This window comes from Anaerocolumna sp. MB42-C2 (genome assembly GCF_030913705.1).
In the GTDB taxonomy this organism is placed as follows: domain Bacteria; phylum Bacillota; class Clostridia; order Lachnospirales; family Lachnospiraceae; genus Anaerocolumna.
Map to the genome: position 1 here is coordinate 3,656,392 of NZ_CP133190.1, position 23,745 is coordinate 3,680,136.

The 23,745-nt window shown below is 36.4% G+C and carries 22 protein-coding genes; 20 read left to right on the forward strand and 2 right to left on the reverse strand.

Features of this window, described 5'->3' with window-relative positions; translation table 11 throughout:
* Positions 1 to 127 precede the first annotated feature (127 nt).
* The 6 genes from RBU59_RS16225 to RBU59_RS16250 all read left to right on the forward strand — a co-directional run bounded on the left by RBU59_RS16225 (position 128) and on the right by RBU59_RS16250 (position 8,603).
* Positions 128 to 1,087, forward strand: coding sequence for an ABC transporter permease (locus tag RBU59_RS16225; protein ID WP_308143549.1), 960 nt, complete (start codon positions 128 to 130; stop codon positions 1,085 to 1,087).
* Positions 1,087 to 2,025: a carbohydrate ABC transporter permease gene (locus RBU59_RS16230; protein WP_308143550.1), complete on the forward strand. Its 939-nt coding sequence runs from the start codon at positions 1,087 to 1,089 to the stop codon at positions 2,023 to 2,025. Before RBU59_RS16225 ends, RBU59_RS16230 begins: the two co-directional genes overlap by 1 nt.
* Positions 2,026 to 2,073: 48 nt before the next feature.
* Positions 2,074 to 3,660, forward strand: a complete 1,587-nt coding sequence (locus tag RBU59_RS16235) for an extracellular solute-binding protein (RefSeq protein ID WP_308143551.1) — start codon at positions 2,074 to 2,076, stop codon at positions 3,658 to 3,660.
* A gap of 121 nt (positions 3,661 to 3,781) precedes the next feature.
* Positions 3,782 to 5,113 carry an FAD-dependent oxidoreductase gene (locus RBU59_RS16240; protein ID WP_308143552.1) on the forward strand — a complete coding sequence of 444 codons (1,332 nt, stop codon included), beginning with the start codon at positions 3,782 to 3,784 and terminating at the stop codon, positions 5,111 to 5,113.
* Between the two features lie 48 nt (positions 5,114 to 5,161).
* The gene (locus RBU59_RS16245; RefSeq protein ID WP_308143553.1) at positions 5,162 to 6,802 is read left to right on the forward strand and encodes a response regulator; all 1,641 of its coding nucleotides are present in this window, start codon (positions 5,162 to 5,164) and stop codon (positions 6,800 to 6,802) included.
* A 52-nt stretch (positions 6,803 to 6,854) separates the two neighbouring features.
* Positions 6,855 to 8,603 (forward strand): cache domain-containing sensor histidine kinase, encoded by a 1,749-nt coding sequence (locus tag RBU59_RS16250; RefSeq protein ID WP_308143554.1) that lies wholly within the window; start codon positions 6,855 to 6,857, stop codon positions 8,601 to 8,603.
* Positions 8,604 to 8,681: 78 nt separating this feature from the next.
* Here RBU59_RS16250 and RBU59_RS16255 read toward each other — a convergent pair whose 3' ends face one another.
* The gene (locus RBU59_RS16255) at positions 8,682 to 9,692 is read right to left on the reverse strand and encodes a LacI family DNA-binding transcriptional regulator (protein WP_308143555.1); all 1,011 of its coding nucleotides are present in this window, start codon (positions 9,690 to 9,692) and stop codon (positions 8,682 to 8,684) included.
* Positions 9,693 to 10,427: 735 nt separating this feature from the next.
* Here RBU59_RS16255 and RBU59_RS16260 point away from each other — a divergent pair.
* The gene (locus RBU59_RS16260; protein WP_308143556.1) at positions 10,428 to 11,582 is read left to right on the forward strand and encodes a Gfo/Idh/MocA family protein; all 1,155 of its coding nucleotides are present in this window, start codon (positions 10,428 to 10,430) and stop codon (positions 11,580 to 11,582) included.
* Between the two features lie 60 nt (positions 11,583 to 11,642).
* Here the strand turns inward: RBU59_RS16260 and RBU59_RS16265 are convergent, their stop codons facing one another.
* Positions 11,643 to 12,437 (reverse strand): CPBP family intramembrane glutamic endopeptidase, encoded by a 795-nt coding sequence (locus RBU59_RS16265; protein WP_308143557.1) that lies wholly within the window; start codon positions 12,435 to 12,437, stop codon positions 11,643 to 11,645.
* Between the two features lie 341 nt (positions 12,438 to 12,778).
* Between RBU59_RS16265 and RBU59_RS16270 the strand changes: the two genes are divergently transcribed.
* From RBU59_RS16270 to RBU59_RS16330, 13 genes are all read left to right on the forward strand, one after another.
* Positions 12,779 to 13,051 carry a DUF6171 family protein gene (locus tag RBU59_RS16270; RefSeq protein WP_308143558.1) on the forward strand — a complete coding sequence of 91 codons (273 nt, stop codon included), beginning with the start codon at positions 12,779 to 12,781 and terminating at the stop codon, positions 13,049 to 13,051.
* A gap of 174 nt (positions 13,052 to 13,225) precedes the next feature.
* A complete protein-coding gene (locus RBU59_RS16275; protein ID WP_308143559.1) occupies positions 13,226 to 14,461 on the forward strand; it encodes a mechanosensitive ion channel family protein in 1,236 nt (411 codons plus the stop codon).
* 122 nt (positions 14,462 to 14,583) lie between these two features.
* On the forward strand, positions 14,584 to 15,636 hold the full coding sequence (locus RBU59_RS16280) for an NAD(P)H-dependent flavin oxidoreductase (protein ID WP_308143560.1): 1,053 nt from the start codon (positions 14,584 to 14,586) through the stop codon (positions 15,634 to 15,636).
* 175 nt (positions 15,637 to 15,811) lie between these two features.
* Complete coding sequence (gene rpsF / locus RBU59_RS16285) at positions 15,812 to 16,099, forward strand: 30S ribosomal protein S6 (protein ID WP_308143561.1); 288 nt, start codon at positions 15,812 to 15,814, stop codon at positions 16,097 to 16,099.
* A 21-nt stretch (positions 16,100 to 16,120) separates the two neighbouring features.
* Positions 16,121 to 16,558: a single-stranded DNA-binding protein gene (locus tag RBU59_RS16290; RefSeq protein ID WP_308143562.1), complete on the forward strand. Its 438-nt coding sequence runs from the start codon at positions 16,121 to 16,123 to the stop codon at positions 16,556 to 16,558.
* A gap of 59 nt (positions 16,559 to 16,617) precedes the next feature.
* Positions 16,618 to 16,902: a 30S ribosomal protein S18 gene (gene rpsR, locus RBU59_RS16295; RefSeq protein WP_442871690.1), complete on the forward strand. Its 285-nt coding sequence runs from the start codon at positions 16,618 to 16,620 to the stop codon at positions 16,900 to 16,902.
* 232 nt (positions 16,903 to 17,134) lie between these two features.
* Positions 17,135 to 17,320: a hypothetical protein gene (locus RBU59_RS16300; RefSeq protein WP_308143563.1), complete on the forward strand. Its 186-nt coding sequence runs from the start codon at positions 17,135 to 17,137 to the stop codon at positions 17,318 to 17,320.
* A gap of 332 nt (positions 17,321 to 17,652) precedes the next feature.
* A complete protein-coding gene (locus RBU59_RS16305) occupies positions 17,653 to 18,258 on the forward strand; it encodes a class I SAM-dependent methyltransferase (RefSeq protein WP_308143564.1) in 606 nt (201 codons plus the stop codon).
* A 223-nt stretch (positions 18,259 to 18,481) separates the two neighbouring features.
* On the forward strand, positions 18,482 to 19,393 hold the full coding sequence (locus RBU59_RS16310) for a hypothetical protein (protein ID WP_308143565.1): 912 nt from the start codon (positions 18,482 to 18,484) through the stop codon (positions 19,391 to 19,393).
* Between the two features lie 63 nt (positions 19,394 to 19,456).
* A complete protein-coding gene (locus RBU59_RS16315; protein WP_308143566.1) occupies positions 19,457 to 20,422 on the forward strand; it encodes an alpha/beta fold hydrolase in 966 nt (321 codons plus the stop codon).
* 715 nt (positions 20,423 to 21,137) lie between these two features.
* The gene (locus RBU59_RS16320; RefSeq protein ID WP_308143567.1) at positions 21,138 to 21,950 is read left to right on the forward strand and encodes a hypothetical protein; all 813 of its coding nucleotides are present in this window, start codon (positions 21,138 to 21,140) and stop codon (positions 21,948 to 21,950) included.
* 300 nt (positions 21,951 to 22,250) lie between these two features.
* On the forward strand, positions 22,251 to 22,700 hold the full coding sequence (locus RBU59_RS16325) for a helix-turn-helix domain-containing protein (RefSeq protein WP_308143568.1): 450 nt from the start codon (positions 22,251 to 22,253) through the stop codon (positions 22,698 to 22,700).
* A 442-nt stretch (positions 22,701 to 23,142) separates the two neighbouring features.
* Positions 23,143 to 23,631, forward strand: coding sequence for a GNAT family N-acetyltransferase (locus RBU59_RS16330; RefSeq protein ID WP_308143569.1), 489 nt, complete (start codon positions 23,143 to 23,145; stop codon positions 23,629 to 23,631).
* Positions 23,632 to 23,745: the final 114 nt, after the last annotated feature.

Here is a 23,745-nt window from a genome sequence, read left to right on the forward strand (position 1 = left end):
TTAAGGCACAGACTTAATCGCAATAACTGTAAGAATGAACTATAATTTGTAAGCATGAACATTGAATCATTTCATACATCAGAATAAAATATAAGCATACCAAACATAAAAAAGAGAAGGATAAATAATGATGGAAACAAAAATGATTCATGTAAATAAAAGATGTTCCAAAAGAGAAGAAAGACAAGCGAGAATACGTTATGCAAGAAAAAATCTGAATATCTATTTATTTTTAATTCCTGGAATTTTATTTATAATCCTCTTCCGATACATGCCTATGTATGGCCTGGTGACCGGATTTCAGGATTATAATATCTTTACCGGAATATTACATAGTCCTTTCGTAGGTTTAAAACACTTTAAAACATTATTTGTTTCTCCGGATTTTTATAAAGTTCTCAAAAATACACTATTAATCAGCTGCGGTAAAATACTTTTTACTTTTCCCATGTCTATTCTGATTGCTATATTACTTAATGAAATTGGGAATCATTTCTTTAAAAAAGTATTTCAGACAATTTTATATCTACCCCATTTTTTATCCTGGGTTATTATTACTGGCCTTGTGGTAACCGCTTGTTCCCCATCAACAGGAGTTATTAATCAAATTATTACTTTCTTAGGAGGAAAACCAATATCCTTTCTCATGGATAATTCCTGGTTTCGTACTGTGGTTATAGGATCTGAGGCGTGGAAAGAAATTGGTTATAGTGCCATTGTTTTTATTGCTGCCATTACCGGAATAAATCCGGAATTATATGAAGCAGCCAAAGTCGACGGAGCAGGTAAAATAAAACAGATTATTCATATCACTCTTCCCGGTATGATTTCCATTATTCTTCTAATGTTTATCCTTAAATTAGGCGGAGTGTTAAATGCAAACACCGAACAGATTTTATTAATGTATAACCCCACAGTATATAAAACTGGTGATGTTTTAGGAACATATATTTATCGTACCGGTGTATCCCAAATGAATTATAGCTATGCTACCGCAATTGGGCTATTTGAATCGCTGGTCGGACTGGTTCTGGTGCTTGCAGGTAATTATACAAGTAAAAAAGCGACAGGAAGGAGTATCTGGTAATGAAAAGTCAAAATATAGTAAACAAAAATATTAATATCAGAATGAATGGGCAAACGGGTAATATAAAAGCAGTCAAACAGGTAATAACGGAAAGTAATATGGTTACTGCATTTTCCTATTTATTTATCGGAGTTCTGGTTTTAATAGTATTATTTCCTATGATGCATGTAGTTTCAAAAGCGTTCAGTGCGGAATGGGCAATAAATTCCGGCTCCGTGGGAATATTACCCGTAGGATTTCAGACTTTTGCTTTGAACAGTATATTAAAATCCCGGAATTTCCTTATAGCTTTTGGGAATTCCCTGTTTATTACGTTAATTGGTACCTTGTGTACCTTGACCTTATCGGCTCTGACAGCATATCCTCTATCCATGCGGAATCTGCCTTATATGAAAGGGTTTTTGCTGTTATTTGTTTTTACTATGTATTTTGGAGGCGGAATTATTCCAACATACCTGCTTTATAATACATATGGTATTCTGAATACAAAAAGTGTTTTAATTTTACCAGGTTTAATTAATGTGTTTCACCTCCTTATTATAAAAAATTTTTATGAAGATATACCGGAAAGTATAATCGAATCTGCAAAAGTGGATGGAGCAAATAATTTGACTATATTTTTGAAGTTCATCGTTCCATTGAGTAAACCTGTATATGCTACAATCGTTGTATTTACATCCGTTATGTTATGGAATAACTACTTTGATCCCATGATGTACATAAACAGTCCGGATTTACAGACGCTGCCTCTTTATTTAAGAGATATGATTATGAAAGCACAGGATGTACAGGCAAAGGAATTGCTGTTAGTAGATGTTTCTGCAGAAAGTATTACTGCAGCAGCTATTGTTGCATCAACTATTCCTATCTTACTTGTATATCCGTTTATGCAGAGACATTTTGTAAAAGGTATGACCATCGGTTCCACTAAAGGCTGACCGCTTTTTAGCAGCTGATGTTATATAAAAAGATGAAGGAGGAAACTTATGAAAAAAGGAAAGAGTTTAATAACAGTTATTATGATGCTGTGTCTTACAGCATCCCTGTTAACAGGATGCAATGGGGTAAAAAACAAGGAAGCAAGTACCGAAACCGATAAGACGGTTTCCGACGGAGACAAAGAGAAAGATTCAAGAACATCCGAGACAAAAGTTTTAAAAGCTTTGGTTCCTAATAATGGAGGGTTAGAATGGAATAATGGTGATGCAAATCCGGTTTATGATTGGATTGCGGAAAAGACTGGTTATAAGGTAGAATATGATATTTTACCTGCTGATAATCCAAACGATAAGTTAAATGCTATTATGGCATCCGGTGCGGATTACGATTTTATTGTACTGAGTGATAAAGGCCGCTATGCCGAATATGCAAGCCAGGGTGCTTTAATGGATATGAAACCGTTGGTAGAGAAATACGCACCTAATATCGCAGCAAGTATTAATAAAACTTTGCTTGATATATGCGTGGTGGGGGATACTTATTTTGCAATACCAACTATGAGTCCCAGTGGCAGGGAGGACAGTTCTAATGTCGGGTTGGGTATGATGGTTCGTATGGATATGTTAAAAACCATGGGGATTAATAAACCAACTACCCTGAAGGAATTTACGTCCATGTTGGAAATGTTTAAGACACAAGACCCGAAAGGTCATGGCAGTGCAACGGTTCCTTTATCTGCAACCATGGGTGACTTATACAGTCTCCGAACCAGCAGTCTGGGAGGGGCTTTTGGGATTGCAACAGATTGGACAGACGTTAACGGAGAATTGGTTCCGTATCAGGTACAGGAGGGTTTTTTTGATTTCCTTTCCTATCTTAACGATCTATATACCAGAGGTTTACTGGATCCAGAAATGCCGACTAACCAGACAGCAACGGTTTTGGAGAAATTTACCACAGATCTGGCTTTATGCCGTGTAGATGGGTATTGGTCCATACCGTCTTTGTTAGAAACATTTAAAAATACCAATCCCGATGCAACGGTTGAATTTATTCAACCAATCGAAAAAGATGGAAAAGCCGGTGTAAGTACCGGCTCAGGGAACCAAATTGATACATATATAGTTATTCCTAAAAATTCGAAAAACGTGGAAGCAACCATGGATTACTTTAATAAAAAATTAGAACCTGAAACATTTAAGGAAATGGTTCTTGGAACAGAGGGAGAGGATTATACTATTGATGCTGACGGCAATTACCTTCCTATACTGCCTACTTTTTTTGAACACAGGGGAAATGCAAATGCATATCTTACCGGTGCCAACGATGATTATGGTAAGTACTGGCTTTGCAGAGCGCGAAAGAATGAAAATCAATTTGCGGCTTACTCACAGTTAAATTATGATTATGGTAAATTTGTGACCATTGATCCGTCATCTGAGCTTCCTTGTGCTGTGTATACAGATATCTCTGCTGAGAGCACCAGCTCGTCAAGTTTGACGGAAGAATTTATGGTAAATTCCATTGTTAATGGTATTACGAAAGAAAGCTTTCAAAACTTTATAACAAACTGGAAAGCCCAGTGTGGTGATAAACTTATTGCTGCACAGAATAACTGGTATAAAACCAAATAATATATATACGTGTGTTCTAATTATTAAGAGGCTGGAAAAACAGCCTCTTATAAATAATTTAATCAATAAATAATATGGTGCGGTATAAAAATCTAAGTTATAATAAGGAGAGATAACAAGTATGAATATTCAATTTGTAAGAGAAATCCCTGAGAACACGGAATATGAGATAATAATTGCAGGCGGAGGACCTGCCGGATGTGCAGCGGCGATTGCTGCTGCAAGGTGTCGCGCCAATGTACTTCTAATTGAAGCGTCCGGTTCCCTGGGCGGAATGGGAACAATCGGTCTTGTCCCTGCCTGGTGCCCTTTTTCTGATAAGGAAAAAATAATATACCGGGGAATTGCTCTCGAGATTTTTAATAAAGCTAAAGCAGGAATGAGGCATGTTAAGAAAGAAGATGCCGACTGGGTTCCGATAGATCCGGAAGCTTTAAAACGGGTGTATGACGAGATGATTATGGATGCAGGTGTTACGGTACTCTTTCATACACAGGTGGTTTCTGTTAACCGTCAGGGAAATAAGCTCGATTATATTGTAACAGCCAACAAAGGCGGATTGACGGCATATAAAGGTAACATTTATATTGATTGCACCGGAGATGCCGATATCTTCGCAGGAGCCGGTCTTCCTTACGATTACGGCGATGAACAAAACCATGATATTCAACCCTCCACTCATTGTTTTGTACTGACGAATGTGGATGAATATCATTATCACAATTCACCTGTTTTACATATGAATAACCCGGAGTGTGCAGCATACGATATTGCCAGATCTGAGAAATATCCTCTCATTACGGATGCTCATTGCTGTCATTCATTAATAGGTCCTCGTACGGTTGGATTTAATGCAGGGCATTTGTGGAATGTAGATTCTAGGGATCCGATTGGTGCTTCGAAAGCCCTGATGCAGGGGCGGCAGCTTGCATATCAGTATCATCAGGGTCTTAAGGAATATCTTCCGGAAACCTACGGTGCTTCTTATCTTGCAGAGACTTCTTTGGTTACAGGGATTAGAGAGTCAAGGCGGATAAAAGGTGAGTATACTATTACATATGAAGATTATAAGAATAGAAAGGCCTTTCCTGATGAAATAGGAAGAAACTGTTATTTTCTGGATGTCCATCAAACGAAAGAAGAACGGGACCGTATTATGAGGGGAGAAAGAAATGGGGAAGAAGATTTTGAGCCATATGCTCCGGGAGAGTCCCATGGAATTCCTTATAGAAGCCTCATTCCAAAAGAAGTTGATAATTTAATAGCGGCAGGGAGAATAATATCCAGTGACCACAGGGTACAGGGAAGTATCCGGGTTATGCCGGTTTGCCTTGTTACCGGTCAGGCAGCCGGAACCGCTGCGGTTTTAGCATCCCAAACAGGTGATACCCATAAGGTTGATATTATGCAATTGCGCAGGATATTGGGGGAAGCAGGAGCTTATTTTGAATAATATTTAAGCGGCTTAATACTTACAATGTTTGGGGGAGGAGAGGAACTCATGTATAAACTTTTAATAGCTGATGATGAAAAACAGACAAGAGAAGGACTTTTATACTTTTTTCAAAACAATCCCAGTGGTTTTGAAGTTATTGGATGTGCAGATGGCGGATTGTCCGCATTGGAAATGACTGGAAAATATGAGCCTGATGTGATACTTACAGATATCAGGATGCCAGATTTGGATGGATTTTCCATGATAAAAAGACTGGAAGAATTTAACCAAAAGCCATCTGTATTAATCATGAGTGCCTATGATGATGTGGAATATTTCAAATCAGCCTTTAAAGTGAACGCAATGGATTATATCTTAAAACCGATTGATACAACAGAACTATTGTCTGTAATGGAAAAGATAAGAAAACAACTGAATACAGAGTGGGAAGAACGTAAAAAAAGAGAAGAGATCCAAAATCAGATGAAAAAAAATACTCCTATATTACGTTCCAGACTTTTTATAGATTTAATAAATGGTGCCTTTAAAGATAAAGCAAAGTTAAAGGAACAAATGGATTTCCTTAATATATCCTGTATGAAGAAATCCTGCTATAACATCGTTATGATAAGTTTAGACAGTAAGCAGACAACTTATAGCGGTACTAATCAGAAAATGGATAATGCGCTGAATTTCGGCATTCTAAATCTTCTGGAAGAACTTCTGGAAATATATACGGAGGGTTTCGCTTTTGAATACGGCAAAGGTGATTTTATTCTGTTATTAATGGAAGAATCAGGGGAGGAACAAAACGTAACCAATGCTTTTCAGAAACAGGTTGAAGAACTGGTGGATAATTTTCTTAATATTCTGCGTAACGGGACTAATATAAGAGCGACCATTGGAATTGGTGATTATGTTAATGATATTTTAGAGATTCCTGTTTCGTTTCAAAAGGCGAAAGAAAATGTGTATAAACGCTTAATTTTCGGAAGTAACCGGATCATTCAAAATCAGGAATGCATAGAGTTTAAAGATGAATCCCTCTTTCATTTTATAGATGAGGTTAAGAGATTCCTGTCCTTACCGGATCAGAGTTCCTTAAGAGAAAGTGTGAACAATTTTTTTCAGACTTTGTCTGTAAATCCTAATTTAGATGTGTTATATGGGATTCAATGTTCGGGTATGTTAATGATGGCTGCGCTGGAATCTTATATGGCTCTCCATGGAAACCTCCAGACGAAAGAAGAGGATATTCTATATGCCTACGAGAAATTAAGAAATACGGAAACAATACCGGACATGAAACGGGTTGTTATAGAATTTTGCCTGGGGTTAAACCGAACAATCTGTGGAAAAATGATGGATCAGAATTCTGAAACTGTAAAGAAAGTAAAAGACATTATTGGAAAAAATTATATGCATAATATTGCGATTCAGACTATTGCAGAACAGATATATCTCAGCCCGAATTACATTTGTGCTGTCTTTAAGCAGTTAACAGGTCATACAATCAATCAATATATAACCAGTGTAAGAATAGAAGCAGCCAAAAAACTACTGGCAGACACTACTGTTAAGCTGACAGATATCGGTTTTCTGATCGGCTATGCGGAACCCAGTTCTTTTGGCAAAATATTTAAGAAGAATACGGCGTTGACTCCGAAGGAATACAGGCAGATGATGATAGGAATTCAAAATAATTAATTCTAATTACGGGTCCGTATTCCATAAGCTGGTTATGGAAGGATGTAGTCCTATGAAACGAAAGCTTTTCATTATATTTTTTATGCTGGTACTTTTGCCCACCCTTGCGCTTTTTTACAGTAATTATCTTAAGACTGAGCGGTCCGCTGCGATCAATGTGAATCAGGCAATGCTTCAGACTTTAAAACAAGTTGATTACAATGTGAAAAATACCTTGGATAATATGGTCCGGGTTTCGGATACCTTATTTTTTGACAATGAAGTCAAGGCATTTGTGGGGGAGGAAAATAATAATGACCTGATTTTACAATTAGAACAGTTAAAAAATCTAAGAAACCAGTTTTATAATATGGAGAGGGATACAGGTTTATATAAAGTCAGGATTTATGTGGATCAAAAGAAGATGGTATCTACGGAACACGTTAACTTTTTTTCATTAGACAGTATAAAAAATTTACCTTGGTACAAAGAAACTGCCGATAAATGCGGGGCAGTTGACTGGTCTAGCGTTTACCTGGAAAAGGACATAGCAGGAGAACCTGATCTATGGCTGGTTTCATGCAGACGTGTACTAAAGCATAGTAATAATATATATGATAATGATGGCATACTTTCTGTAGATATAAAAGAATCCACACTGTATTCATTTATAAAAGATATACATCTTAGAAAAAGTGAGCAAGTTTTTATTGTAGATAGGGATGGTAAAATGATTGCCGGGCGGGATGAGTCTAAATTAGGGAAAACTGTAATTGAAGCTTCAGTCCTTGGTCAAATTAACAAGAGTGATAGAGGCATTTTAGAACCGAAAATAACCAATACGGAAGAATACCTGATCTATACCACAATAGAAAATACCGGGTGGAAGATTGTAGACCGGATAGGGCAGAAATATATATTAGAAAATTATTCTTTTTTAGGGGATATGCAATTCGTTTTATTATCCATATTAGTATTGCTGTTGTTTGTTGCGGCATCCTTTGTTATAATTAATAACTTAACTAAAGAATTAATTACAAGAATGAACCGGATAGCAGAAAAGATAGAAAATGAGGGAATACAGGCAAAAGGGCAGGAATATGATAAAATCAATAAAAGCGATGAATTGGGTAAAGTGGAAAAACTGGTATATGAAATGATTCAAAGAAGTAAAGAACTGGCGGAAGAATCTTATAAAGTGAAACTGGAAGAGAGGAAAGCACAGTTAATGGCTCTGCAGGCCCAGATTAATCCTCATTTTCTGTATAATACTCTGGAATGTATTAATTGGATGGCAATTCGTAAAAATGCATTGGATATAAGTGCCCTTGTAACAAAATTGGCCAAGTATTTCCGATTGACTCTCAATAAAGGGAAAAGTATCGTAGGAATTGAGGATGAAATTGAGCTAGCTAAAATTTATCTTGCTATCCAGAATACAAGATTTGATAATGCGATCCAATTTGAGGTCAATATGGATTCTGAGATAGTAAAATATAACATTCCTAAACTTACATTACAGCCAATAATGGAAAATGCTGTATTACATGGAATTATGAAAAAACCTGAGAAAAAGGGCAACCTTACAATTACCGCCAAAGTATATAAAGATGATATACTTATCATTATAGAGGATGACGGAGTTGGGATAGAAGATGAAAAATTGAGGGACCTACTAAGTAAACAACAGTCGGAGCATTACGGTCTGTTTAATGTTGAGGAGCGGATAAAGCTGTACTTCGGGGAAAGTTATGGCATCTCGATCCAATCTGAAATAGAGAAAGGGACAAAAGTGACTCTAAGAATAGGCAAAATGATATAAGGATAAAGGATAGCCCATCAACATAAAAACTGCCGCAAATAGAGAGATACTATTCTGCGGCGGTTTTTACGTCTTCCTTTATTTTTTAAGTAATGTAGAGCCTCTTACAATTAGTTCGGTACCTAATATAATTTGCTTGTCTTCTAAAAATGGCTTATCGATCTTTTCTACCAGAAGTTCACAGGACTGGAAGCCCAGCTGGTAAGAAGGCTGTTCGATTGTTGTTATCTGAGGTTCCGTCATTGTGGATAACTCGATATTATCAAAACCGACTACGGATACATCCTCCGGTATGGAAAGTCCGAGTTTTCTTGCCCCATTCATTATACTTACTGCAAATACATCTGATGCTGCAAAAAAGGCATCCGGATGATCGGGCAGACTTAAAATGTGCATAGCATTGGACAATGCCAGACTGTAGTTAATGGAGGAAATATGTGCAATCCAGGATTCATTTACCGTCAAACCGGCTTCTTCTAATGCTTCGCGATAACCCTGTTCCCGATGTCTGGCGTATTTGTGTTTCGGAGAACAATTTATCATACCTATCTTTTTACAGCCGGAAGATATCAGGTAATTCACTGCGGTTTTTGCTGCAGCAACATCATCAATACTTACAAAAGGTACATTATATTCCTCACAATATTCGGAGCACATTACCACAGGACAACGAAAAGATAGTTCTTCGATCAGATTAGGATGGGGTACGGAGGAAAGCAGAATAATACCTGCAATTGAGTTATTTTTAAGTATATTCATATAATCACTGCTATCGGTATAAAAAGCTTTAGCCTGTAAAAGCAAAACATCGTATCCGTGGTCATGGGCCGATCTTTGAACTCCATTGATAACCAAACTGTTAAACGGATTATCGAATTCCGGTACGCACATGAGTATAACATTGCTATTAGCATCAGATAAAGGTGATGGGGATTTTGGTAAAAAATTAAGTTCCTCCATTACTGCTAAAACGCGCTGCCTGGTTTCCGCTTTTACAGAGTCTTTGTGATTGATTATTCTGGACACGGTTGCAATGGATACATTCGCCTTAGCCGCTATTTCTTCTATAGTAATAGTACTTCTCTTCATAACAATCTCCTGTAAAAATAATAGATATTACTTCAATATAGTATATCTTTAAATGTAAATAATGTAAAGAGATATTTCCACTTACAACGTCGGAAAGAATAAATCGTGTTACTGTTCGCGGAACTGCTGCTTTTTGCATGGGAGTGAACAGTAACTAAATCGTACTAGCTCCGGGGATTGTCTTGGATTAAGGAACAGTGCCTTACAAAACGGTGTTTTATCTGAGGGTAAGAACCAATTAAGGATACGTCATGGAAAATAATATGATTAAAATGTAAATTTACAGTAAAATATAAAATAATCATTTAATTTAAAAACTAAAAAAGGTAAACAGAAAGAATAACAAAAAAAGTTTTGTTTTTTATCCGAACGGCAATTGTTAAAAGTGCATTGTATCAGTAAGTTAAAAGCGAAAAAACTATTGACAATATAAAAAGGCACATGTAAAATAAATAATGTAAAGTTTACGTAAGAAATAAATTATTACAGAAAATATCATAATATTTTATAATATAACATGATGCAGAGTATAGTTCGATGAGTAACTGTATGAAGTTGTTGGTACTTAGGGCATGTATTTGGGTGCCTTCTTACCACTACGAACTTTATCCGAGCGAGAGAGTGTTATGAATGAACTATACTCTGCGTCACGTGGTCAAAATATAAATTGTGCAAAAATTGAGGTATAAAATTGGCTTTTGAGACTCGAATCATAAAGTAAAAGGAGACAACTATATGGGAGAAAAGGTTTTACGGATTGGAGTAATAGGTACAGGATTTATCGGAAAACAACATATTGAAGCGATTCGTAGAATTCCTGGTGCGGAAGTTGTGGCGGTAGCTGACAGCAACGGAGAAATGGTTAAATCGGTTAGTGAACAGCTTCATATCCCATCTTATTATTCTGATTATACAGAACTGTTAAAGAAAAAAGATATAGATATTGTTCATAACTGTACACCAAGCGCATTGCATTTTGAAATAAATAAGGCGGTTATGAAGAGCGGTAAACATGTCTATTGTGAAAAACCCTTGACATTAAATACTAAGGAATCAGAGGAACTGGTTCAGCTTTCCAAAGAAAAAGGTATTGCGGCAGGTGCTAATTTTAACTACAGGCATAATGCCATGGTTCAGGAAATGCATGAACGTGTGAAGAATAACAGCATAGGAGAAATACTTGTTGTGCATGGGCAATATCTCCAGGATTGGCTTTTATATGATACAGATTATGACTGGAGGCTGGATCCTAAGCTTGGAGGCGAGTCCAGAGCTGTTTCCGATATTGGCTCCCATTGTTTTGATACCATGCAATACATATTAAATAAAAAGATTATTTCCGTTTATGCCAATTTAATAACAGTATATCCGATTCGTAAACGGACGGAAAAAGTAGGAGGAACCTATTCAAACCAACAGGGCAAGGTTTTGGAAGAAGTTTCCATTCATTCAGAAGATGTTGCTTTTATTATGATAAAGTTTGAAAACGGAACCCAGGGGTTAATTAATTTATCTCAAGTAGGAGCCGGTAAAAAAAATGGGTTGTCGGTAACGATAAGTGGAAGTACTGCATCTCTTGAGTGGGAGCAGGAAAGACCCGATAAATTATGGGTAGGGCACCGGGATTCCGGCAACGAAGAAATCTATGCATCCTCAGGTTTTTTAACCGGTGCGGCAAAACGGTACGCACTTCTGCCAAACGGTCACCCATTAGGGTGGACAGATGCCCTAAAATGTGCCATACAATCATTTTATGAAGCTATTTTACATGATACCTATCAGGAAGATAAACAAAATTATGCTACGTTTGCAGATGGTCATTATATTATGAAACTGGTTGAGGCGTGTCTAATAAGCAGCCAACATAAGGAATGGGTTGATATACAATAATTGGGGAGCATTATGCCCTGTCAGCCTGTCCTAAAAGGGTCGATATCAGTAACGGTTTTGTTATTCCACATTCTTTTGGCCGTATATCACAACAGTTACAATTGAAACAAGAACAAGCACGGTATTGGCAGCAATGGTTCCCGGCCAGGTCATAGTATTAGTACCAAAGATGGGGGATGCTGCATTGAACATGGTGTGGAATAATACACACATAAACACACAGCCTTTTCCTGATATTTTATAGATTGCCCCGTTAAAAAACCGAAATGACATGAGTTGAACTGCAAACATCCAGAAGTTAATGAGTCCCTCTCCGTGGTTCGTTCCTGGAAGGAAGAAGAGAGGTATGTGCCAGAACATCCATATAATTCCAACTAAAACAGAAGATAAAACATAGCCGTATTTTTTATCGAGTTCAGGCTGCAATAAGAGCATCCATCCGGCTTCCTCCAATCCGCCGATAATAAGATTACCAGGCAGAGAAAGGAATAAGGTATAAAATGGTAACATCATTTCCGTGCGGCCAGAAACTGCTATATGTATCAAAAAATATAGTGCAAGTCCTGCAGCAACGAACAAATAAATAAATATGTTATTTTTGATGTAGAAAACGGTTTTCAGCCATTCCTTGAAATTTAGTATTTTGTTATTTTTCTTCAGAACGATATAGGAAGCAATAGCGGGTGATAAAATATAGACGGCAAAAGGAATATTCATCCCGAATTCCTTTACTGAGTGGACCCAATTGTGAACCGAATATCCGAATTGTCCAAGCACAATTAAGGAACCTGACACAAGATAAGCTATACAAAATGTCAGCAGTGTAAATTGTACTATGATTTTTTTGTCTGACATGATTTCTTCACCTCACAAATAGAAATACTCTTCCTTTTTATATTTCAATACAAACTCCCATTAAAACTTATTATATCCATATTAACATATTAATCCAGCTCTGTCATCTCCGCTTTTTCTTATCTCTCTGTTTGACAGGGGATAACATAAGCTCTGACAAACGGAAAATGGACAAGCCATAAATACAGAGAAAAGTTTTATTATTTCAGAATGAAATTTGCTTGTACAGACATCTTCTTGTAGAAAAAAGCTGTCGTCATATACTTTAAATGTTATAATGGTAATGATCTTAAAAATAATCTAATTACCTGGATTTAAGGAGTAAGGAGAAAGAAAATCAGATGAAAGAACAGGAATACAGTGCAGCTAATTACTGCAAAAAATGTCTGCTAAAAGATATGCCGGAAAATGTTTATTTTAAAAATCTGTATGATTATATTGAAACATTAAGTGATGATATAAAAGCAGATACAAAAGAATATGAAAGAAGATTAAATATATGCAAAGAGTGTGATAATCTGCTAAATGGTATGTGCCGAATCTGCGGCTGTTTTATAGAACTGAGGGCTGTGATAGAAAAGAATTATTGTCCGGATATGGATAAGAAGTGGTAACTGATAGAAGCATGTAAAATACAATAGGAACAGCTGGGGAGTCATTGCATAAAATACATTTTTGTACATATCATAACGAAATAGGAATGATCGGGTAAATAATAGCATATTCCATATAAAGACACTGTTAGAGTAATATTAACAGATACATTTATAGAAGAAAGGAAGAGGGGTATGGGGTATTTTACCAAAATATTTACGGGCCGCGGTATAAATTCCATTTATGCACAGTACTTATCTTTTTGTATTATGATTTTAATTCTTACTTTATTATGTTTCATCCTAAATTTTATTATCAAAAAAGTGATACTAAAACTAATCACCAAACTGATTGAAAGTAATAATCATAGATGGGATAATATTATGTTGGATCGGCAGGTCTTTAAGAGGCTTTCCTACATTGTTCCGGCTATCGTTGTTTATAATGCGGCACCGCTGTTTTATCAGTACGAAACAATTATTAAGCGTTTTACCTTAACCTATATTTTCCTTATAGCAATATTTGTGCTAAATTCAGCCTTAGATTCCGCTAATGATATTTATAATCTATACCCAATATCCAGAATTCGGCCGATAAAAGGTCTGATTCAGGTGGTTAAAATTGCTGTATATATTATTGTGGGTATTATTATTATAGCAAATCTCCTGGGGCAAAGTCCTATTGCGCTTTTAAGCGGAATCGGTGCTTTGACGGCAGTATTCTCCCTGGTATTTAAGGATTCCATATTAGGGTTTGTTGCCGGTATACAATTAACGTCCAATAAAATGCTTCAAATAGGAGACTGGATTGAGATGGATAAATACGGTGCGGATGGCGAAGTAATGGAAGTAACACTGAATACGGTGAAAGTTCAGAATTTTGACAAAACCATAGTAACCATACCGGCTTATGCCTTGGTCTCCGATTCCTTTAAAAACTGGAGAGGAATGCAGGAATCAGGCGGAAGGCGTATTAAAAGGGCGGTCTATATGGATACCACAAGTATTTGTTTCTGTACACCTGAGATGATCGAAAGATTCAGACAAATCCATTATCTTAAAGGTTATATCCATAAAAAAGAAGAAGAACTTAAGAAGTTTAATATGGAGGCCGGAGCAGAAAGTGATATGCCGGTTAACGGCAGGCACCTGACTAATATCGAAATCTTTCGAATTTATATATTAAATTACATTGAGAATTATCCGGGTATACGTAAGGAAATGCCCCATATCGTAAGGCAGCTGCCCCCCGGGGAGTTTGGATTACCCCTGGAGATCTATGCATTCACAGGATATACCGACTGGGTGAATTACGAAAACCTGCAAGCGGACATTTTTGACCATATTCTTTCCGTAGCGGCAGAATTTGGTCTTCGGATTTTTCAGAACCCAACCGGACAGGATTTAAGGATCTGGGGAAAACAAGAATAAAAAAGTGGTATAAGCTTTGCAAGATTTACCGAAAATCTGTGTATAAACTTATTGAAACAAATTATTCGTTTCTTTAAGGAATGAATTGTAAATATATGCAATAAGCATGGAAAAGAGGTAACATGTATAAAGCACTCAGAATAGGTAATCTTACAGCGAAGCTGCCCATTATTCAGGGCGGAATGGGAGTTGGAATCAGTTTAAGTAATCTTGCGGGAGCTGTTTCCGCTAAAGGAGGCATTGGGGTAATATCCACTGCACAGATCGGATTTACGGAACCTGACTTTGACCGTAATCCATTGGAAGCCAATCTTAGAATGATTGGAGAACATATTAAACGGGCAAGAAAATTAGCACCCTCGGGAATATTAGGTGTTAATATCATGGTGGCAACACAAAATTATGCCAGATACGTAAAAGAAGCAATCAAAAACGGGATTGATTTAATTATATCGGGAGCAGGGCTTCCCACGGAATTGCCGGAGATCGCCAAAGGCAGTAAGACAAAACTGGTTCCTATTGTATCTTCCCTAAAGGCAGCCAGTGTAATATTAAAGATGTGGGATAGAAAAAATAACGTTGCTCCGGATGCCATTATCATTGAAGGACCGAAAGCCGGAGGACATCTCGGTTTTCACCCGGAAGAGCTGGAGCATATAGATGATGCTGCGTATGATGAAGAGATTAAGTCTATCATTGCATTAACCAAAGATTATGGAACAAAGTACGACAAGGAGATTCCGGTCATCGTTGCCGGAGGAATTCAGAATAAACAGGATATGGAGCATTATTTTTCCATAGGAGCAGACGGTATTCAGGTGGCAACAAAATTTGTAACCACAAAAGAATGTGATGCGGATATCAAATACAAGCAGGCTTATATCGATAGCAAAGAAGAGGATATTATCATTGTAAAAAGCCCGGTTGGAATGCCTGGACGAGCTATAAAGAACTCATTTATGGAGAGGGCCGGGTTAGGACGTATCCCTATAAAACGCTGCCATAATTGTATTAAAACCTGTAATCCGGCAGAAACGCCTTACTGTATTACAGATGCATTGGCAAATGCAGCAAGGGGTGATCTTGATGAAGCCTTGTTATTCTGCGGCGCTTATGCTTATAAGGAAGACAGAATCAGGACGGTACAGGATGTATTGGATGATTTTTTTGATTAAAAAAGTACTTGCCAAGCTTTTATTTCTATGGTAAAATATATATTCGTGATATGTTATACAAAATTTTCCTTGCTCTTTACACACAGATGGATAGTTCGCTATTCCGGATTGTCAACGAACCCACAGCGGGTCGCCATGATAAAGGGCCAGAGACCAGAAGGAGGTGCACACAACTATGAACCAATATGAGTTAGCCTTAGTTGTAAATGCAAAAATCGAAGACGAAGCCAGAACAACAAGTTTAGAAGCCGTTAAAGATCTTATTACAAGATTCGGCGGTACTATCACTAACATTGATGAATGGGGTAAGAAGAGATTAGCTTACGAAGTTCAGAAAATGAAAGAAGGCTTCTATTATTTCATCCAATTCGATGCTGATTCAACATGCCCAGGCGAAGTAGAAGATCGTATTCGCATTATGGAGAATGTAATCAGATTCTTATGCATTAGACGAGACGCATAATAAAAGGAGGTATTCCTTAATATGAATAAAGTCATTCTAATGGGACGTCTCACAAGAGACCCTGAAGTAAGATACTCTCAAGGAGAGAATTCCTTAGCAATAGCAAGATATTCTTTAGCAGTAGACCGCAGATTTAAAAGACCCGGAGAACCGGATGCAGATTTTATCAATTGTGTATCATTTGGAAAAGCTGCTGAATTTGCAGAAAAATACTTAAAGCAGGGAACAAAAATTGCTGTAACCGGCCGTATCCAGACAGGTAGTTATACCAATAAGGACGGACAAAAAGTTTATACCACCGATGTTGTAGTGGAAGAACAGGAATTTGCTGAAAGTAAAGCAGCAAGCAGCGGAGATTCTAACTATCAGCAGACTTCAAGACCTGCACCAAGTCAGGCGGTTGGAGACGGTTTTATGAATATTCCGGACGGTTTAGATGAGGAATTGCCATTTAATTAAGCATTAAGAATAATATTAGTATACATTAAAAATGTATTCATCGGATAAGGAGGTCAGTTATGCCATACAATAGAAACGACAGAAATGATAGAAACGATAAAGGCGATTCTCCAATGAAGAGAAGAACCACTCGCAGAAGAAAAAAAGTTTGTGTATTCTGTGCAGACAAAAATCATGCAGGTATTGATTATAAAGATGTTAACAAATTAAAGAGATACGTATCTGAAAGAGGTAAGATTCTTCCTAGAAGAATTACAGGAAACTGTGCGAAACATCAGAGAGCTCTTACAGTAGCAATCAAGAGAGCAAGACACATCGCGCTAATGCCTTACACACTGGATTAAACCCAGTAAAGTCAAGGGTTACAGAAACAGTGTATTCGCATTGACACCACTTTTACACCAAAGTAGGTAAAAGGATACAGTGTTATAAGTAAATAGCTGAAATAAATTAGCCGTCATATTGTAAAAGATGTGGCGGTTTTTTTGTATTTAAAATTATTACATTCTAATGTCTTTCATTCAGATCTAAACTATTAACATTTCAAACCGATGGAATGCCGCCAGAAATATAGGAATGATGGAAGTTCCAATTATAATCATGGATGGACTAACCGATGAAGAAGCAATGCTGATCGTAACTGAAACAAATTTAATGCAGCGCTCCGTTGCTGATTTACTTCATTCGGAAAGGGCTCTGGTACTGGCAAGACACCATGAAGCACTGAAATGCCAGGTTAAGGGAACTTCAAAAACTGGATAAGCTGACAGAATCTGTGATGGAGAGTGTTTTAGCCGGTACCTATGACAAACCGGTTAAGGCACACTCCATTTTTATTGGAATAAAAAGGTAGATATGGTCTATTTTTAATGGTATAATTTAAGCATTGATTCGTTATAGGTATAGATTGTGAATTGATTTATACATTAATACAGGGAAAAATCATAATGCAATTCTAGAATTTGATGGCTATAAACAAGCTAAAATAGATGGCAATAGATAAAATAAGTAATCAGTACCGATTGGTTTAAATTGTGAATTAAAATTAAAGATTTTGTTATACTGTGGCAAATTGAATTGGAGGAGAAAATGACATGGAAAAAAAGACGGAGCAATCTCGAATAACATATAACAAGATGGCTTTAGAATATGATTCATCGCCAGAGGGAAGTTATACAAGAGCTCATAAAGCTGAGCTGATAAAAAAAGTCGTTGTTAAGAATGGAGATACCATCTTGGACGTTGCATGTGGCAATGGATTTCTGCTTGCGGAACTTTCTAAAAAAGCAAAAGTAAATGCTCTTGGTGTTGATATTTCAGAAAACATGATTGCAGTTGCAAAGAAACATTATCCAAATATTACATTTTTAGCACAGCCTTGTTTTCCGCTCAGCCTTGAGAATATGAGCATAAATGTGATAACTGTGTCCTGTGCATTTCATCATTTCGAACAGCCTCAAGGGTTTGCAGATGAATGTATGAGGATTTTGAAAAATGATGGGGTTATATACATGGCTGAACCATATTTTTCTCCTCTTATACGGTGGATTGCCAATATGGCTGTATTTCCATTCTCGCATAATGGAGATGTCAGAGTTTACAGTTCAAAAGAATTAAGCACTTTTTTTAAAACAGCAGGTTTTACTAAGATACAAACTTACATAAAAGACACTATACTATTTTTTGAAGCCAGAAAATAATAGTGAAATATATGTGGATGAATAAGATAGAAATGCAGATTAATTCCCTGTTGTTATAGATTGAGAAGTGAATATTATTTATATAATATACAAGTAAAATTATACAAGTCTGTCTTGTATTGACATAAATATCTTAAATGTAAAGGAGTTGATATTATGAATATGCTATACAATAAAATGTGGAGGGTGACCATATTGTAGCCCTCTAAAACTTGGAGGAATTATGGTTAATATTAAATTAGATAGTGTTGATTTTAGCTTAAAAGAAGAGCACGATTTCTCATGGCTTAAATCATTTGGCAAAGTTTTTGCTGTCTTTGCCCAAAATGATTCGGGGAATATAAGTTTTGGTGTTGATAATGGGGAAGACAAGTATTTTATTAAGGTGGCAGGCTTAAAAACAATAGAATCCATACGGACACAGCAAGAAGCAATAGCAGCCTTAAAGGCGGCAATGCCTATATACGAGGATATCAATCACAAAAATTTGATAAGACTCGTCAAGCATTATTCTCTTGGTGAGATTTATGTCGCTGTATTCAAGTGGACTGACGGTGACTGCTTATTTGACTATTGGAATTTTGAGAAATATAACAAGAATCCAAAGATTGTCCCCCCTGCAAAGTGCTTCAGGCAACTACCAATTTCCAAACGAATTGCATCAGCAGATGTGTTGTTTTCGTTTTTGGATACCGTTTCTAAAAATGGATATGTAGCCGTGGACTTCTATGACGGTAGCATAATGTATGATTTTTTACGAGATACTACGACAATCTGCGATATTGACTTCTTTAGGAAAAAACCAACATTCAATGATATGGGTGTAGATTACTGGGGGACAAAGAGGTTAAAGTCACCGGAAGAATACATTTATGGTGCTGTTATTGATGAAGCTACAAATGTATTTACACTTGGAGCGTTGCTATTTGCCAGTTTTTTCGGTAACTATACAGATACTGAAGTAAGACAGCGATATAAAATGAATGCATTTATACCTTGCTCTTTTATGAACTGGGAATTAAGCAAAGCATGTTTTGATGTTGCACTAAAATCTGTCGCTATAGAAAGGTCTGAACGGTATGCCTCGATAAATGAATTTTATACCGCATGGAAGGCAGCTCTATTCACTAAATAAGCATAATGTGCTGGCAGATTGAAATTGGTAACGATGATTATTAATAATTTGCGAGGTAAAAAAATGAACGAAAAGTTCTTCATAGAAATCAATGGGTCAAAGCAAGGCATGTTTTTGCAGAGCGAAAATACTGAAAACCCTGTGTTGCTATATTTACATGGAGGAGCTGGCTCACCCGAAATTGCATTTGCTGAAAAATACACGACTGGCTTAGAAAAGCTATTTACTGTTTGCTGGTGGGAACAAAGAGGCAGCGGAATATCATATAACCGTAAAATTACTCCGAAAGAAATGACACTTGAACAGATGGTTTCGGACACGATTGAGGTGACGCGTTATTTACGCAATCGCTTTGGAAAAGAAAAGATATATATCATGGGACATTCATGGGGTTCTTTGTTGGGGGTGATTACAGTTAAGCAACAGCCTGAGCTTTTTTATGCTTATATAGGCATTGGACAAGTAGCGCAACAGGAGCGGTCAGAACGTTTGGCATATACATATATGCTGGAGGAATTTTGCAAGTCAAACAACAAAAAAATGATACGACAATTAAAAAAATTTCCAATTGAAACTGGTGGTGACATCAGTTTAAAATATCTTATTGGAGTACGGAGTAAAGGCATGAATAAGCTTGGTATCGGTGTTATGCGAAGCATGTCATCCATGCTGGACTTTGTTGCAATTGTGCTTAGATATAAGGGGTATACTTTAGGTGAAAAGTTCAAATTTCCGCAAGGTAGCAGCTTTTCTCTAAAATGTTTGTGTGATTGTATGATTCAAATGGATTTAATAGACCAGGTACCTAGCTTGCAGGTGCCCGTGTATATTTTCCAAGGTAGGCACGACTATCAAACATCTTATGTAGTTGCAAAGGATTTTGCAACGGCGCTAAAGGCTCCCATAAAAGGTTTCTATACATTTGAAAATTCCGCACACAGCCCTTGCTTTGAAGAGCCTGAAAAAATGTGCAATATTTTACGCGTTGATGTTTTGCAAAATCAAGTAAGCTTATCTGACAAGATATAATCGTTTCACCTTATGGTGGAAACAATACAGGAAGATTATGAGCATAATCTGTAGCATAATAAATGCCAGTATGTAGAGTTAATGATATATCAATTTAAAATGAAATAATAAGTGGCAGACTAGCTAATATAGTAGTCTGTTTTTTCGTGTTAAAAAAGAGGTGATTCAATTTGGAAAATAGTAATGTTAACAAACTAATTGAACTTGTCGCAAACGAACATAAACATTTCCATCCGGTGATACAACTCCAAGCAAGGAAGATTTAGCGAATGATAATTACATCAATAAGGAGGGACAGAAGATATATGGTATTAAATAATGGTTGATGAACTGGAATTTGTCGAAAGTAAAGCCCGTGGGATTAAGCAGGATACCAGTCAGGCAAGTGGAGACGGTTTTGTAAGTTTACCGGATAGTTTGGATGAAGAATAGCCATTTCCCTGAGGAGGGTTAAAAAGAAATGCTTTAATATTGATATCAGGGAGTGGATAATAATGGTATTGAATTAGAAAGGTTATTCGGGATTTAGAATATTAGGTATACTGAATGCTAAATATTGATAGTTGTACAATTGGAATAAATAGGTAGATATAATATGTTTAAAGTGGTATAATTTGTGCATTGATTCGTTATAGGTTTAGATTGTGAACTAAAGATTTTGCAGTAATGTAGTGATAAAAATTAGTATTTAACGAGCTATTAAGGAGAATCGAATTTGATAATAAATATCGGAAATCATGAGTTTACAGAGGTATGGGATGGCGTGCTATACAAAAAACTTTCTGGCTACCCTAATATAAGCGAGTGGGAACTACGCAATATCATAGAGTTTGTTGAATATGAAAAGAATCACGGCAGAAACTGTGAAATTGAGTGTGAGGATACCAGAATACTTCATTTGGTTCAAGAAGCGATCAGTAAGAAAGAGAAGTATATGGGAATACCAAAGCCCGACAAGATAACAGAATGTACTGCATGTCCAAAACGAAGGGGATGTATGACTGATTTGGTTTGCCATACGACATCCATAGAGAATGCTATAAACATATTAAAATGTGGTAGTCTCTTATCTGCACTCAGTGTCAAAAAAGTACCAGTAGAGCAGTTAATAGCAGAGGATAGGAATGCTGCTGGAGATCCTGCTGATTACTTTGAATATATTATGTTTGCATGGGGAAATTGTCAAGCAGGAGACAGGCTGGTAATAGAACGAAAATTAAAGCGGTTTCCTACAGATGAAGATTTAAGCATAAACTTTATACCTGGTATTAGATTCTATTTTAAGTATGATGACCTTATAAAACATCCTGCGTGTATACATGATGGTGTTTTGCCGATGAAAGTAAAAGATGAAGTGATTCTAGAGGATTGGTTATATAAATTTGTAGTTCCACTAGAAGAAAAAGAAAAAATAGAAATATATATACCTGATAAGTTAAAAGAGAAGGTATTATATGTTAGAAATGACTGTTATGATATTTGGGACTGGTCTGAAAAAGTATATTCACTTGTTCGTTCGTCTAAGTGATTTACAAATTTTAATATATCTTAAGGTTCGGGTTCAATGGTTCGCAGTTGTTCTATATTACGAACTTAGGATTCATTAATAACTGAAAGGAAACATTTTTGGTTGAACTTCCCCTAGAAATGTAACAGGAAAATATACAGGAATTTGAACAGGATCTATAAGAATAATGATTGGAATGGCTAATTCCTAAGACTGAACACTATTTGCAACCATGAGTTGCTAAAAAGTACAGAGTGCTTTATGGATTGCAACCATTGATTTTGGTACACTTTTCATACCAAAATCAAGGAGGAATTTTATATGAATTTTACAGAAAAACTTTTAACGCTTAGAAAGAGTAAGGATTTAACACAAGAGCAATTGGCAGAACAACTCAATGTTTCGAGACAATCCATATCAAAATGGGAATTGGGCCAAGCTATACCAGAGTTAGATAAAATAGTGGAATTGAGTAATATTTTTGATGTTACAACGGATTATCTTTTAAAACCCTCAGAAATAGATGAGTTATCCGTAAAAACCGAAATATTAGAAAAACAACAGCAACAAATGTTGCTCAGAGAGAAACAACGAGGCATTATTCAACATTGCATTATTTATTGTGTTGGAGTTTATCTCTTATTCTTTGCTATATATTTTATTGGGCATTTTTATTTTAAGATATGGAATCCATCTATTATCTTTGCGGAATTTTTAATTGCTACAGCGATATCAATTTTTATTTGCATGAAGCATATAAAAAAAGATTGAAATAAATTGCTTATAATGAGCATAATTTGAAGATCATAAATCCCAAGTTACAGAATGGATTTGATTCGTAATTGTTATAAATTGTTTATTAAAGCTTTTTTAAAATTCTGATAAAGATAGATCACAAATAGTTATTCGTTTATATAGTTCTGCATATCAGTTTATACATCCCTATATGTATTTGGGTTGGTTTAGGTAATCTTATTACGGATCCTTCTTTAATTGAAAAAGTCGCTTACATCGAAGGTGGTTAGAATTGTGAAGTTGAGGAAAATGCAGTATAATAAATACAATAAAAGATATTTTGTGACTAGAGAGGTGAGTGATAATATGAATAATATTCGTCCCCCGTGGTAACCATTAACTCTGATTCGAGGTCCTCCAAGTGAAATGGTACCTAGACATGTAAATACGCTATATATTTTTTATGGAGGTCTAAAGAATGAAAAACAAAGAATTGATTCTTCGTCCCCTCAATGACACGGACATTGTTTTACTAACCTTGTGGTTAAATAAGGACTATATCTTGAAGTGGTATCATGAGACGGACGAATGGCTTGCGGAAATCAATGATCGGCATGGTACTTATACATGGATACACCATTTCATTGTTATGGACGGCAAAACCCCTATTGGCTTTTGTCAATACTACGACTGCTATGACGCAAACGATATGGAAGACTGGTATAACATTACCGTACCCGGCGATACTTTTTCGATTGATTACCTGATTGGTAATGAAGCCTATCTGGGGAAAGGGTATGGAAAAGCGATTATCCGGCTATTATCCGATACCATTCAAGCCGTGGAGAGAGCCATGCGGATTATTGTCCGGCCTGAAACGGAAAACCACGCATCTAACCATGTATTGATGGCGAATGGCTATGTATACGATGAGCAGCAAAAATATTACTGCAAATCTCTGAACTAGTTTTCTGAAAATTTGAACCAGCGATAGCGGTAGTAAGTTGCGGTCATATACTTCACAGAAGTATATGACCCACTCTGACACTTTCCGCTTCCTATAATACAGATTGCCAGACCC